The sequence below is a fragment of the Hydrogenovibrio sp. 3SP14C1 genome (genome assembly GCF_029625905.1).
Lineage (GTDB): Bacteria > Pseudomonadota > Gammaproteobacteria > Thiomicrospirales > Thiomicrospiraceae > Hydrogenovibrio.
In genome coordinates this window covers 14433-29343 of sequence record NZ_JARTLM010000012.1, presented here as the reverse complement: position 1 = coordinate 29343, position 14911 = coordinate 14433, and the positions used below count along the sequence as shown (strand labels likewise).

11 protein-coding genes are annotated in these 14911 nt (G+C 42.7%); 3 read left to right on the top strand and 8 right to left on the bottom strand.

From position 1 onward, the window contains the following. Positions 1-85: 85 nt before the first annotated feature. The 4 genes from P8629_RS10390 to dnaE all read right to left on the bottom strand — a co-directional run bounded on the left by P8629_RS10390 (position 86) and on the right by dnaE (position 7861). Positions 86-1744, bottom strand: a complete 1659-nt coding sequence (locus tag P8629_RS10390; protein WP_278166068.1) for a cation acetate symporter — start codon at positions 1742-1744, stop codon at positions 86-88. Beyond that, the gene (locus tag P8629_RS10385) at positions 1744-2049 is read right to left on the bottom strand and encodes a DUF485 domain-containing protein (protein ID WP_135795787.1); all 306 of its coding nucleotides are present in this window, start codon (positions 2047-2049) and stop codon (positions 1744-1746) included. Before P8629_RS10385 ends, P8629_RS10390 begins: the two co-directional genes overlap by 1 nt. Positions 2050-2231: 182 nt before the next feature. Further along, positions 2232-4193, bottom strand: coding sequence for an acetate--CoA ligase (gene acs / locus P8629_RS10380; protein WP_278166067.1), 1962 nt, complete (start codon positions 4191-4193; stop codon positions 2232-2234). A 191-nt stretch (positions 4194-4384) separates the two neighbouring features. Then, positions 4385-7861 (bottom strand): DNA polymerase III subunit alpha, encoded by a 3477-nt coding sequence (gene dnaE / locus P8629_RS10375; protein WP_278166066.1) that lies wholly within the window; start codon positions 7859-7861, stop codon positions 4385-4387. Between the two features lie 154 nt (positions 7862-8015). Between dnaE and aat the strand changes: the two genes are divergently transcribed. Both aat and infA read left to right on the top strand, forming a co-directional pair. Then, entirely contained in the window at positions 8016-8780 is a 765-nt protein-coding gene (aat, locus tag P8629_RS10370; protein ID WP_278166065.1) for a leucyl/phenylalanyl-tRNA--protein transferase, read from the top strand. Positions 8781-8889: 109 nt separating this feature from the next. Continuing rightward, positions 8890-9108, top strand: a complete 219-nt coding sequence (gene infA, locus P8629_RS10365) for a translation initiation factor IF-1 (protein WP_011370535.1) — start codon at positions 8890-8892, stop codon at positions 9106-9108. A 93-nt stretch (positions 9109-9201) separates the two neighbouring features. Here infA and clpA read toward each other — a convergent pair whose 3' ends face one another. From clpA to P8629_RS10350, 3 genes are read right to left on the bottom strand one after another with little or no spacing between them, the layout of a single operon-like run. Then, a complete protein-coding gene (gene clpA, locus P8629_RS10360; protein ID WP_278166064.1) occupies positions 9202-11448 on the bottom strand; it encodes an ATP-dependent Clp protease ATP-binding subunit ClpA in 2247 nt (748 codons plus the stop codon). Then, a complete protein-coding gene (clpS, locus tag P8629_RS10355; protein WP_135795782.1) occupies positions 11448-11762 on the bottom strand; it encodes an ATP-dependent Clp protease adapter ClpS in 315 nt (104 codons plus the stop codon). Before clpS ends, clpA begins: the two co-directional genes overlap by 1 nt. 35 nt (positions 11763-11797) lie before the next feature. Continuing rightward, complete coding sequence (locus tag P8629_RS10350) at positions 11798-12592, bottom strand: DnaJ domain-containing protein (RefSeq protein WP_278166063.1); 795 nt, start codon at positions 12590-12592, stop codon at positions 11798-11800. Between the two features lie 316 nt (positions 12593-12908). Between P8629_RS10350 and P8629_RS10345 the strand changes: the two genes are divergently transcribed. Continuing rightward, positions 12909-13478: a PhnA domain-containing protein gene (locus tag P8629_RS10345; RefSeq protein WP_278166062.1), complete on the top strand. Its 570-nt coding sequence runs from the start codon at positions 12909-12911 to the stop codon at positions 13476-13478. A gap of 69 nt (positions 13479-13547) precedes the next feature. On the opposite strand, the gene P8629_RS10340 is transcribed toward P8629_RS10345, so the two are convergent. Then, on the bottom strand, positions 13548-14891 hold the full coding sequence (locus P8629_RS10340) for a GGDEF domain-containing response regulator (protein WP_278166061.1): 1344 nt from the start codon (positions 14889-14891) through the stop codon (positions 13548-13550). Positions 14892-14911 lie beyond the last annotated feature (20 nt).

Below are 14911 nucleotides of genomic sequence, written 5' to 3'. Positions count from 1 at the left end.
GATGCCGCTCTCGCTAAAAACCCAAACAAAAAAGGAGGCTAAAAAGCCTCCTTTATCTTACTTGAAAATTTGAACTTTGACCAACTTAGTGGTCTGAAGCGCCTTCAGCGCCAATCCCTGTCTGTGATCTCACAAACTGAGCTTCAAATCCTTCAAGATCCTGCTTCGCTCTAGCGGATTTATCCGTGATAGAGAAGAACCAGATACCAACAAAGGCAATGATTACCGTGAATAATGCTGGGAACTTGTAAGGTACGATTGCCTCACCCATTGCAAGGATTTGCGTCCAAACAACCGGCCCTAAAACAACCATTACAACGGCAGAGATTAACCCTAGCCACCCACCAATAACGGCACCACGGGTAGTCATCTTGCTCCAGAACATCGACATAATCAGAACCGGGAAGTTAGCCGAAGCTGCGATTGTAAAGGCCAATGCCACCACGAAAGCAATGTTTTGATCTTTAAATCCAATCCCGAAGATAATCGCCAATGCACCAATAACAATTGTCGCACCCTTTGCCACTTTAGTTTCCTGCGCTTCTGTCGCGTTTTTGTTAATCACATTGGCATAAATGTCATGTGAAATCGCAGAAGCACCTGCCAAAGTTAAACCAGAAACAACAGCTAAGATCGTGGCAAATGCCACAGCAGAAATAAAGCCTAGGAAGAAGTCACCGCCAATAACATGAGACAAATGAATTGCCGCCATATTGTTACCGCCGATCAACTTAGACCCATCCATATATTCAGATGCAACCACCATTGCAATCGCACCGAACCCGATGATGAAGGCTAAAATGTAGAAGTACCCAATGAAACCGGTTGCATAGAACACTGACTTACGTGCTTCTTTTGCATCTGGAACCGTAAAGAATCGCATTAGGATATGCGGTAAACCTGCTGTACCAAACATCAAGGCAATCCCTAATGAAATCGCATTAACTGGATCCGAAACAAACCCACCAGAATACAAGATGTCCATGTTGTTACCACGGTTTTCTACGGCTGTTTTAAACAAGGTTTCAAAACTGAAGCCCATGTTATACATTACGGCAACGGCAATAAAAGTTGCACCCGCCAGTAACAGAACCGCTTTGATGATTTGTACCCAAGTCGTTGCCAACATCCCACCGAATGAAACATAAGCAATAATCAAGATACCGACCATGACCACCGCATAGTTAAAGTCTAAACCGAATAGAAGCTCGATCAACTTACCAGCACCCACCATTTGCGCGATCAGATACAGGATAACAACCGCAATCCCACCAAAGGCCGCTAAAACACGAATAGGTGTTTGCTGAAAACGATAAGCCGCTACATCCGCAAAAGTAAACTTACCTAGGTTTCTTAGACGTTCAGACATCAAGAAAAGGATAATCGGCCAACCTACCAAGAACCCGATGGCAAAAATCAAACCATCATACCCTTTAAGGTAAACCATCCCCGTAATCCCAAGGAAAGAAGCGGCAGACATATAGTCACCCGCAATCGCTAGACCGTTCTGAAGACCTGTAATACCGCCACCGGCAGCATAAAAATCTTTAGCAGATTTGGTTCTTTGAGCAGCCCAGTATGTAATATACAAAGTGGCCCCTACAAAGACAACAAACATTGAAATAGCTGCCCAATTGGTGACTTTTTCAACTGGTGCTGCAACATCAATCCCCGCGGCATAAGCCGTGATAGGCGCAGCAATCATGACGATTAAGGCTAATAACTGTTTAAATCCGAATTTCATTATTCAACCTCTTTTTTAATTTTAGCTGTTAACTCATCAAAGTCCGCATTCGCTTTCTTAACGTAATACCCCGTTAATAAGAATGCAAAAATAATGATTGCAACCCCAACTGGGAAACCAATTGAGACATAACTACCGCTAACAATGGTTGTAAAAAATGCCGGATCAAATGCTAAAAGCAAAATGTAACCGTAATAAACCACCAACATTGCTAAAGAAAGCCCCCATGCTAATGCGGTACGCTCTTTAACAAGCTGTTGATATTCCGGAAGATTCTTGATCTTCTCAATTTTAGACTGTTCCAAAGCCTTCCTCCTATGATAGTTAATCCCTAACCGTGTCTTCACTTATATTTGTCTTACGGCTAAGATTTTTAAAATATAACTCTTTTAGAGTCATAAACATTACTAAAGCCACCAGGCCTAAGTTATTTTACTAACTTTCCTTGTGGCTTTAATAATTCTGTTGCAGTTTTTAACAGCTTTTATTATTTATTAGGCTGCATAAACTGATCTAAAATGCTCGGATCTTCTAATGTAGATGTATCCGATGTAATTTCTTCGCCTTTTGCAATGCTTCTTAACAAACGACGCATGATTTTTCCTGAACGGGTTTTCGGCAAGTTTGAGCCAAAACGGATGTCATCAGGTTTCGCAATGGGTCCGATTTCTTTCGCCACATGATTACGCAACTCTTGCACCATGTCCAGACGAGCATCCCCTTCTGGAATTTCCTGATTCAACACCACGAAAGCAAAAACGGATTCCCCTTTAACATCATGTGGTTTACCAACCACGGCGGCCTCAGCAACTTTTTCATGAGACACCAATGCGGATTCAATTTCCATTGTTCCTAAACGATGACCCGACACATTCAATACGTCGTCGATACGACCCATGATCCAGAAATTACCATCTGTATCTAAATGCGCACTGTCTCCAACAACATAATACTTGTTTTTAAACATCGCGAAGTAGGTGTCTACAAAGCGTTCGTCATCGCCCCAAATGGTTCTAACCATGGAAGGCCAAGGCTTACGAATCACCAGATAACCACCTTCACCATGGGTTAACTCTTTTCCTTCTTCATCAACAATATGAGCATCAATCCCCGGTAAGGGCTTGGTACAAGACCCAGGTTTCAAATCCGTCACACCAGGAATAGGCGCAATCATATGAGCACCCGTTTCTGTCTGCCACCAAGTATCCATAATCGGGCATTCGCCACGACCAATCACTTCGTGATACCACATCCAGGCTTCTGGATTAATTGGTTCACCTACTGTTCCTAGCAGTCTTAGTTTAGATAAGTCATATTGTTTCGGTAAGTCGTCTCCAAACTTCATCAATGCACGGATGGCTGTTGGTGCGGTATAAAACACCGTAACGCCATGATCCTGACAAACTTGCCAGAAACGACCTGCATCTGGGTACGTTGGAACCCCTTCAAACATCAGCATGGTCATCCCCATGGAAAGCGGACCATAAGCAACATAAGTATGGCCAGTAATCCAGCCCACATCCGCTGTACACCAGAAGACATCACTGTCTTTTAAGTCAAATACCCACTCATTGGTAATATGAGCATTTAAAAGATACCCGCCGGTACTGTGCTGAATCCCTTTCGGCTTCCCTGTCGATCCTGAGGTATAAAGCAAAAATAAAGGATGTTCTGCACTGACCATGACCGCATCATGATAGTTGCTCATGCCCGCAACGGCATCATGCCAAGAGATATCACGGTCTTCTTTCATCTTAACGTCATCGTCTGTACGATTATAGACAACGACTTTACGGACTGAATTGCCTCCTTTTTCAAGAGCCTCATCAACGGCCCCTTTCAAAGGAACAGACTTACCGCCACGACGACCTGCATTTGCAGTAATAACCATTTTAGCGCCAGCATCTTCAATGCGATCGCGCAATGCTTCAGCAGAAAAACCACCAAACACAATTGAGTGAATCGCCCCGATACGAGCACAAGCTTGCATTGCAAATACGGCTTGAGGAATCATCGGCATGTAAATAACAACACGATCGCCTTTTTCAATACCTTGCGCAGTCAGCGCATTCGCTAAACGACACACTTCGTCATGCAAATCTTTATACGTGTATTGTTCTACCGAACCATCATCCGCTTCGAAAATAATTGCTAACTTGTCTTCTTTTTCTGCCAAGTGACGATCAATACAGTTATAGGAGGCGTTTAATTCACCGTCTGAAAACCATTTATAAAAAGGAGGGTTTGAGTCATCCAACCCAACCGTAAACTCCTTAGACCAACTGAGTTTTTCTTTGGCTAAGTCACACCAAAAACCTTCATAGTCTTCAGAGGCCTTTTTCTTCAATTGCTGATATTTTTCTTCAGTAATATTAGCCTGTTTCTTAAAGGCTTCGGTAGGTTTGAACACTCGGTTTTCTTGCAAAACCGATTCAATGTTGTTAGACATTCATGTCTCCTATTTGACAATTGTTTTCTCAGTAAAATTAAACGCTCTTACCAGAACCGTTCGTCGAGTTTTCTATATTCTATAGGTTATAGACCCGCATTAGGAATAAAAAAACTTTATAACAAACCGTTAAGACAAAATAGCCTGTATTTTTTAAATAAAATCATCCCTGATTTTAAAGTTTATAGTGATTAAATAACCACTTCGGGGCGCCAGCCATTCCCTCTCAAAACCTCTAATAGTTCATCATCTGGAAAAAAAGACACCCCGTCTTCCGTAATCATTTGCGCACGTGCAGCGCCATTTTGATAATCAATCACCAGTGGCAATCCTTCTTCAGAAGTGTAATGCGCTAGCACGGTTGATAATTCTTGAATACGATTGACTGCTACAGAACTATCCGCAAACAGTTTAATTGCTCTTGCTTTTTCCGCTCTGGATTCTGCTAAGGTGACAACTTGTTCTGCGTCGAATTTGATACCGCCATTGAACGTATCTTCCGCTACTTCGCCATAAACTAAAATCACCGTATCCGGGATTAAGATGTCACGACAAGCTTCAAACACAGCGGGTCTTAACACCACATCCATACGGGCTGTTTGGTCATCAATAGCGAGAAAACCCATTCGGCTGCCACTTTTGGTCACTTTGCTGCGCGCTTCAACAATTAAACCGGCCGCCCATTTTTTATTCCATTTTTCAGGACGTAGAGCAGACAGCTTTTGTTCAACCATCTTATCCAGCTCTTCTCGGTAGATTTCAATCGGATGGCCGGTCATATAAAGCCCTAGTACGTTCTTCTCTCCTTTCAAGCGAAGTTTTTCAGGCATTTCTGGAACATCGACCAGCTTTGATTCATTTTCTGCTTCAAAAGAAGATACATCGCCAAATAAGTCTTCTTGTCCGGCTTCTTCGTCTTTTTGCTTTTGTTCAGCTTTTTGCAATGCCATACCAACACTGTCTAGCATTGCCTGACGGTTGTCATGGATACAATCCATGGCTCCGGCAGAAATCAACGCTTCAATCACGCGTTTATTCACTTTTCGGGTTACGCGTAGACAGAAGTCAAATAAATCCTGATAAGGACCATTTTGCTTCCGCTCGGCAACAATGCCTTCCAAAGCGGATTCGCCGACACCTTTTATTGCCCCTAATCCATAACGAACAGCTTTTTGTCCACGAATGGCTTTAAAATGAATTTCACCCTCATTGATACTCGGTTGAGCGACATCAATCCCCATGGCGTAACACTCGTTCACCATATGAACCACTTTATCTGTGTTATCCATATCGGAGGAAATTTGTGCTGCCATAAACTCAGCGGGGTAATGTGTTTTCAACCAAGCGGATTGGTAGGAAACCAATGCATAGGCTGCCGAGTGGGATTTGTTAAACCCATACCCGGCGAACTTTTCAACCAAGTCAAAAATTTTCATGGCCAAATCGCCATCAACATTATTTTTAATTGCGCCCTCTTTAAAGATAGAGCGCTGCTTGGCCATTTCTTCAGGTTTCTTTTTACCCATTGCTCGACGCAGCATATCAGCGCCACCAAGCGTATAGCCCGCTAGCACCTGAGCAATCTGCATAACTTGCTCTTGGTACAAGATGACCCCATAAGTCGGTTCTAGAATGGTTTTTAAAGAATCATGTTGATATTGAGCATCCGGATAAGAGACTTTCTCTTTACCATGCTTACGCGCGATAAAATTATCAACCATGCCAGATTCCAAAGGACCAGGACGAAATAACGCCACCAAGGCGATAATATCTTCAAAACAATCCGGGCGTAAACGAACAATCAAGTTCTGCATTCCGGCGGACTCTAACTGGAAGACCCCCGTTGTTTTCCCGGTTTTAATTAAATCAAACGTTTCAGAATCTGCTAACGGAATTCGTTCAATTTCGACAAATCCGTCATCCCCCTGTTGTTTGCCTTCATTGATAAAGTGCAGCGCCCAATCGATAATAGTCAGGGTTCTCAACCCCAGAAAGTCAAATTTAACCAGGCCTGCCGTCTCTACATCATTTTTATCAAGCTGGGTGACGACACTGGTCCCATCAGGTTCACACAATACCGGGCAGAAATGATCCAAGGGTTTGGGTCCAATCACCACCCCACCCGCATGTTTACCCGTATTACGAACGGTGCCTTCTAATTTCAAGGCCAAATCAATCAGAAGACGAACATCTTCTTCATTGTCATACCTCTCTTGTAACTGCTCTTCTTGGTCCAAAGCGCCTTGCAGCTTAATCCCCAAATCGTTTGGAATCAGTTTGGCAATACTATCCACCATGCCATACCCATTCCCCAGAACACGACCAACATCTCTGACGACCGCTTTTGCTGCCATGGTTCCAAATGTCACAATCTGAGACACATGGTCCTGACCATATTCGCGAGCAACGTATTCAATGACCTCATCACGGCGCTCCATACAGAAATCGACATCGAAATCGGGCATCGAAACCCTTTCCGGGTTCAAGAAGCGTTCGAAAAGCAGATCGTATTCTAGTGGATCTAAATCGGTAATTTTCAAGGCATAAGCTACCAACGACCCTGCACCAGAGCCTCGACCAGGGCCAACCGGTACCTGGTGATTTTTCCCCCACTGGATAAAGTCGGCAACAATAAAGAAATAACCAGGGAACCCCATTTGGGTAATGATATCCAACTCAAACTTAAGCCGATCATCATAAGACTTGCGTTTTTCGGCGAATGCATCAGGTGATAAATCACCAAACAAAAAGTTCAAACGCTCATCCAAGCCCTTCTGTGACTCTAAAATAAAGTATTCATCCAGCGTCAACCCTTCTGGAACAGGGAAATCTGGGAGAAAGTAGGTTCCCAACGTTAAAGAGACATTGCAGCGTTTGGCAATCTCAACGGTATTTTCAATCGCTTCGGGAATGTCTTCAAACAACGCCACCATTTCATCCGAGCTACGGTAATACTGCTCTTCTGAATAGCGTTTCGGGCGATTCGGATCGTCCAGAATGTATCCGCCATGAATACAAACGCGTACTTCATGTGCATCAAAATCATCTGCCTTCTCAAAACGAATATCATTGGTCGCGACCACAGGCAGTTCATATCGCTGAGCAACATCCACCGCACCTGCAATATAAAGCTCTTCTTTATCTCTCCCCGTTCGGATCAACTCTAGATAAAAACGATCTGGAAAATAAGATGCCCACCAACTGACTCGTTTGGCTGCTAAATTTGGTTTTTCCGCTAAAATTGCCTGCCCTACATCCCCTTCTTTACCCCCCGAGAGGATAATCAGTCCCTCATTGAACTCTGCCAACCACTCCTGCTTGATTAATGCCTTCATATCGTTCTGAACCACTTTTTGGTTCTTGAGATACGCCATAGAGATCAAATGCGACAGATTCAGATACCCTTGATCGTTTTGACAAAGACAAACAACCTTAAAGACATTACCATTTTCTGCTTCAACTAATAAATCGGATCCGATGATCGGCTTGATACCTGCATCCATTGCAGCAGTGTAAAACTTAACCAGGGCGAACATATTCATTTGGTCGGTTAATGCAATCGCGGGTTGCTGGCTTTTTTGGGCGTGAGAAATCGCGGACTTCACCCGAATAGTTGAATCAACTACCGAGTATTCGGAATGGACATGAAGATGTACAAATTTGGACATAAAAAGTAAAAAAGCCGTTTTTAGAGCGAAAGTTTAGAAGCTTAAATGCCCCAAAAAATCAATTTTTGGAGTTCATCTAAGCTTCCACAATACATTGCTTTATAATAGCTGCATATTCTATGATAATTTGAGTTAAAAATTTAAGATAATTTCAATGTCCGAACCGATTCATCAACCTTTTTGGCTTGATAGCAAGCCCGTTGTCTTCCCCCCGACTCATCTAGCCATGACAGAACCTGATGGCCTGCTTGCCGTCGGAGGGGATTTGACCCCTGAATGGCTACTCAATGCTTATCATAAAGGTATTTTTCCCTGGTTTAATGAAGAAGACCCTATTCTATGGTGGACCCCTAATCCCCGATCAGTGCTATTCATTGAGTCACTGAAAGTTAAACGTAGCTTAGTCAAAACCATTCGTAAGCAACAATTCACCGTCACACTCGATCAGAAATTTGAAAATGTCATGCGTCACTGCGCCACCATTGAACGACGGGATCAAGACGGCACTTGGATTTCAGAGGAAATGTTATCAGCCTATGTTCAACTCCATAAAAGCGGACATGCGCACTCTGTTGAGGTCTGGCAAGACAATCAATTAGTGGGCGGACTTTATGGTGTTGCGGTCGGAAAAGTTTTCTTCGGAGAATCGATGTTCTCAAAGGTCCCGGATGCATCTAAAATTGCTTTAGTAGCTTTGTGCCAACAACTTAAAGCTTGGGGATTTCGGATCATCGACACCCAAGTAGAAACGCCCCACCTAAGATCTCTCGGCGCCACACTCATTTCCAGAGAGTATTTTGAATCTATCTTACAGCAGGAAACTCATAAGGAGTTTGCGCCAAAGCATTGGCAGCTTGAGATAGACTGGCAAGCGCCCTTCTTGACACAAGTGATTAAAGAGAAAAACAAACCCGCCTGACCTTTAAACATACGCTTTATTAAATAAACAGACAAAAGTTTGAATAAATCGTGAAGCATTGCTATAATCGCGGCTTATTTTTTATAGGGGCAATAAAGCTAAAAAGTCTATGTCAAAACAAGATGTTATTGAATTCGACGGCGAAGTGATTGAAACTTTACCGAACACAATGTTCAAAGTCCGTTTAGAGAACGGTCACGAAATTTTAGCGCACATTTCTGGGCGCATGCGTAAAAACTATATTCGCATTCTTGCGGGTGATAAAGTTAAGGTTGAACTAACACCTTACGACCTCACTAAAGGTCGCATCACCTATCGCGGAAAATAAAATTCGCTGAAACAACTTCTATAAAAATAAAAAAAACCGCTTTTAAGCGGTTTTTTTATGTCACAACAGTGTTTATCCAGACTCTCTCGATTTTTACACTAACTCTTCAGCTTTAAGCACAATACCAGACTCGTCAGCATCAATAACCACGTCACCGCCAGACTGTAATTCGCCAAACAGTAGCATCTCTGCCAACGGCTGTTTAATCTTCTCTTGAACCAAACGAGACATAGGTCTTGCGCCCATAAATGGATCATACCCTTCTTTCGCTAACCATTCTCGAGCAGATGCGGTTAACTTGATTGATACTTTTTTGTCTTGCAAGCTACTTTCAAGCGCGTAAATAAACTTATTAACAACTGAGTTCATCACCTCTGGCGACAGACGGTTAAACTGCACCACACCATCCAAGCGATTACGGAATTCTGGCGTAAAGACTTTCTTTAACTCGCCCTGGAAGTCCAAGCTATGATCCTGCACCGCAAACCCGATGCTTGCTCTTGAAGCGGCTTCGGCCCCGACATTCGAGGTCATAATCAAAATCACATTCCGGAAATCAGCTTTGCGGCCATTGTTATCCGTCAAAGTACCGTTATCCATTACTTGCAACAGCAAGTTAAAGACATCTGGGTGCGCTTTTTCAATCTCATCCAATAAGACAACCGAATGCGGATGTTTATTGACCGCTTCGGTCAACAACCCACCTTGGTCGAATCCAACATAACCTGGCGGCGCACCGATCAAACGAGAAACAGAATGGCGCTCCATGTATTCAGACATGTCGTACCGTAATAACTCAATATCAAGATGCTTAGCCAACTGCTGTGTCAATTCTGTTTTCCCTACCCCTGTCGGCCCGGCAAACAAGAAGGCAGCTGTTGGGCGATTTCCATCATTCAACCCTGAGCGCGCTAATTTAATCGAAGACACTACACTACGAACCGCTTCATCCTGCCCAAACACCACACGTTGCAAACTTTCTTCCAAATTCATCAACTTGTCTTTTTCTTTCTGGGTAATTTGAGAAACAGGAATGCGAGCGATATTTGCCACAATTTGCTGAATTTCGGCAACTGAAATCTGTTTTTTACGTTTGCTTTTCGGCATCAATGCTTGTTTAGCACCAGCTTCGTCAATCACATCAATGGCCTTATCCGGCAAATGACGGTCATTGATATAACGTGCAGACAAATCCACTGCCATTTTTAGAGCAGGTAACGTATATTTCACATGGTGATGACTTTCAAACTGAGCTTTTAACCCCTTTAAGATTTCAAAGGTTTCCTGGTTGGTCGGCTCTTGTACATCAATCTTTTGGAAACGGCGCGCCAAGGCGCGGTCTTTCTCAAAAATACCACGATACTCTTCATAAGTGGTTGCCCCAACGCATCGTAATTTACCGGATGATAAAGCAGGCTTCATCAAGTTCGAAGCATCCATTGCGCCGCCTTGAACAGCACCTGCTCCAACGATGGTATGGATTTCGTCAATAAATAAAATCGCATGAGGTCGTTCTTCCAAAGCTTTTAACAAGGCTTTAAAGCGTTTTTCAAAATCACCACGGTAGCGCGTCCCTGCCAGTAAAGCGCCCATATCCAGACTAAAGATTTCAGCATCCATTAACTGTTCTGGCACTTTCTTTTCCACAATACGATGCGCCAAGCCTTCAGCCACTGCCGTTTTCCCTACACCGGGCTCCCCCACTAATAAAGGGTTGTTTTTGCGGCGTCGACTTAAAACTTCCAGCGTTCGTGTCAACTCCCATTCGCGTCCGATAATGGGATCAATGCGCCCCATTTCAACTTCTTCGTTTAAATTCACACTGAAATTGGTAATCGGATTGTTTTCAGACTCTCCTGTCTCTGCATCTTCAATCGCTTCTTCCGAAGGTGAAGACGTCAAAAAATCTTCTTGTTGCTGAGCCGTCACACCATGGGAGATATAACTTAAAATATCGACGCGGTGCACACCACAACTTTCCAAAACATAAACGGCGTGGGAATCTTGTTCTGAGAAAATAGAGGCCAATACATGTAACCCTGACACTTCCGTGTAACCATTCGACTGTACTAAATAAATCGCGCGCTCAATGACTCGCTGGAAAGCCATTGTCGGCAACAGCTCTTCAGCTTTTACCCCAGGCGCTTCGCTATCCAGATATTTTTCTAACTCCGATTCAACCGTTGTGAGTTTGACACCACAAGCCTCAATCGCTTCACGCACTGATGGCAACCCGAGCAATTCTAATAACAAGTGCTCCAAGGTAACATATTCATGCTCATACTCGTTCGCCAAACTAAAGGCATTGCTCAAAGTGAGCTGTAATTCTTTACTTAACATTAAACCACCTCCATTTCACACTGCAGAGGGTGTTGGTGTTCCCTGGCATACTGATTCACTTGCATGACTTTCATTTCAGCCACTTCTCGACTATAAACACCACAAGTTCCTTTTCCTTTCGTATGAACCGCCAACATTACGGTATTGGCTTTTGCCTCATCCATTCCAAAAAAACGAGTCAGCACATCCACAACAAAATCCATTGGGGTAAAGTCATCATTTAACAAAACAACTTGATAACGCTTTGGCGGCTTAACTTTTGGTCTGGCCGTCTCTAAAACAACGCCGTCATCTTGAAAGGGCTGGCTTGGCATTCTGATTCCTTAGATTTAATTTAACAGAGCTGCGATTAAGCAGCAATCAATTTTGCATAAAGGTGACCGGGTGAGTTGATTTCATCCCCCGGTAAGCCCATATTTCGGACGAAAATATAATCGTTCGGTGAGTAGTTTTTGGGAACCGTTACACTCGTGCTCCCGGCAGGTGATTCTAACTCCAGTTCCATTCCAGGAACCAACAAAGTACTGGGCACCTGAATCGTACCGTAAATATCACACCCTTTCAGTTCCCACTTCAACGAGTCCAACTTCAATTGAAATTTTACTAAATAATCACCTGGCTCGCCACCAAACAGACCATGATATCCCTTTCCTCTTAAACGAAAAGTTTTATTGAGAAAAGCATCACGCGTAAACTTCATCTTTACTTTCAGGCCTGGAATATAAAACGACCCTATCTTTAATAATCGAATGGCATAACGCAGTGTTAAAGGATAAGTAATCACACGATCTTTACCGCGAATCGGTTTTTGCTTGCGCCATTGATACGAACCAGTATTTTTTTGTGCTCGGGATTGTGAAGTAGAGTGTTGATTAAAAGGGTTCGATTGATAATGAGATCGTGACTGCTTACGGTTGACACGACAAAACTCACGCCAGTAGGCTTCTTTAAATTTCGTTAGAACTTCATAGGCTTCTGAAATTTCCTGGAACTTCTCAGTTGCATTATGAATTTTAGAAACATCGGGATGATAGCGTCGCGCCATCTTACGATAGGCTTGCTTAATCGTTTTATCGCAAGCTTGGTGGTGAACCCCCAATAATGCAAAATAATCTTTTGAGATATCGTAACGAGCGTTCAACATGAATTTTTCGTCACTTCCGGCCACATAAAATTAACAACTTAATTCATCCAATTAAGGTCTTTAATAGCATTTATTCTAACGGTTTTTCAGGGTAAAAAAAAGCTTTCAGCGTGATAAGATTTAACACCTCATAACCAGTTGAAAACTAACAGTTTCAACGAATTTGGTATACTCTTTTTCAAACACTATTAAGAATTAAACCGACATCTAACCTATTTAGTTTATTCAATCACAACAATAGGTTGGATACCCTATCCTCTTTTAAAGACCATACATTATGTGCATAATATGCTCTCTAATTGCAAAAGGAAAAGACATGACAATTGAACAAAGTCTATTGGAAAGAAGTGGTTCTAAATGCGAACTATGCGGTTCTGAGGAACAGTTAAGCACTTATGAAGTATCCCCTTCAGATGGCTCGGCAGACCAAACTATCGTGGTTTGCCACACTTGTAAAAGCCAGATTGAAGCACCCGATACTATGGATGCCAACCACTGGCGTTGTTTAAACGACAGCATGTGGTCTCCAGTTCCGGCTGTTCAAGTTATGGCTTACCGTTTATTGAATGCTCTTCGTGCTGAAGGCTGGCCACAAGATCTATTAGATATAATGTATCTGGAAGATGACACTAAAGCATGGGCTGAAGCAGGCATGCCTGATGAAGATGAAGAAACGATTATCCATAAAGACAGCAACGGCACCACTTTGCAAGAAGGGGATGATGTCACCTTAATTAAAGATTTGGATGTTAAAGGCGCTGGGTTTACCGCTAAACGAGGGACTTTAGTGAAAAACATTCACTTGACCGACAACCCGCTTCATATCGAAGGAAAAGTCAACGGCACACAAATCGTTCTGGTGGCTGCTTTTTTAAAGAAAGCTTAAACATTTCCTCTCAAAAATGGCCAGGCCTGGCCATTTTTTAAGCTTCTCATCAATCCGTTACCGAGTTTTCTAGTTCCATAGAGAGTTGACACACACCTGGTCTCGCCCCGATTGCTTTGCCATATAAAGAGAGTTATCCGCCGTTTTGAATAAGGTTTTCAAGTCCACATTTACGTCATCCGCATCTCCATTTTGACTTTTCAATAACTGCATCAGCTTCGGTTTGTTTTTCTTATCACAACTTGCAGCACCAATCGTAACGGTGATTGGAACATTGGCTGGATTCAAACGTGCTATTTCAACCCGAATCATTTCAAGACGCTCTGTAGCTGACACCTGATCTACATCAGTCATTAAAATCAACAGTTCATCTCCGCCATAACGAACCACCAAATCACTGGAGTGACAATGGCTTTTCACTAAGCTTGAAACCTGCTTCAATACCGCATCCCCTGTTGCATGACCTAAAGAGTCATTAACCCTTTTAAAGTAATCAATATCAACCAACGCTAGAGTAATGCCTTCATTGCGCCCACAAGAGTCAGCGACCATTTTGTCACCGAACTCATCCATATAGTGGCGATTATTCAGGCCAGTCGCCGCATCAATATTCGCTTTCAAATACAGAGACTTTTTCGCATTATTGACTTCATCTAAATGTTTTTTATTGAGAATCAAATTGATAGCACGCGCCAAAAAGTCCGTTTCATGGAATGGCTTGGCAATAAAATCCCCTGCGCCATGTTTAAGCACATAAACCTGTCTTAATAAATCATTCCAACCAGACACAGCAAGTATTGGAATATCTCGAATGGTTCCATGCCCCTGCCGAATCAAGTTGATTAAACCAATACCACTCACGTTACCCTCCAATACCAAATCCGTGACTACTAAATCATAGTGCCCTTTTCGCTTATCCAATAACTCGGCAGCCGCTTCACCGCTTTTAACATGGTCTACTTCCCAACCCGCAGAATACATAATATGACTGGTATAGTCAGCGGTGCTTTGAGTATCTTCAACATAAAGCACTTTTGCCGAAATATTCATCGTTGCATACAACATCAAACTTTTTAAAGCGCGCTTTAGTGTCGGAAAATCTGATTTTACAAAAATCTCTGTAAAACCAGCATCATAGGCTTCTCTTTTAAATTCTTTCGAGGCGTTCGACGTTAACAAAAATTTTGGAACATTACATAGAATCGTATTTAAATTGACCGTTTTTAAAAACTTAAAGCTATCCATATCGCCCAGTTCATGGGCAATACTAATCGCACTAGGCGTTTTATGTTTTAAATAGGTAAAGGCTTCTTGACCACTTTTTGCTTCAACGACATTAACATTTTCATTCGATAAGATTTCTTTAACGAGCTCTCGATAGCTCTTTGAAGGGTCTACAATTAAAATATTCATTTAGAGTGCACTATTTGTTT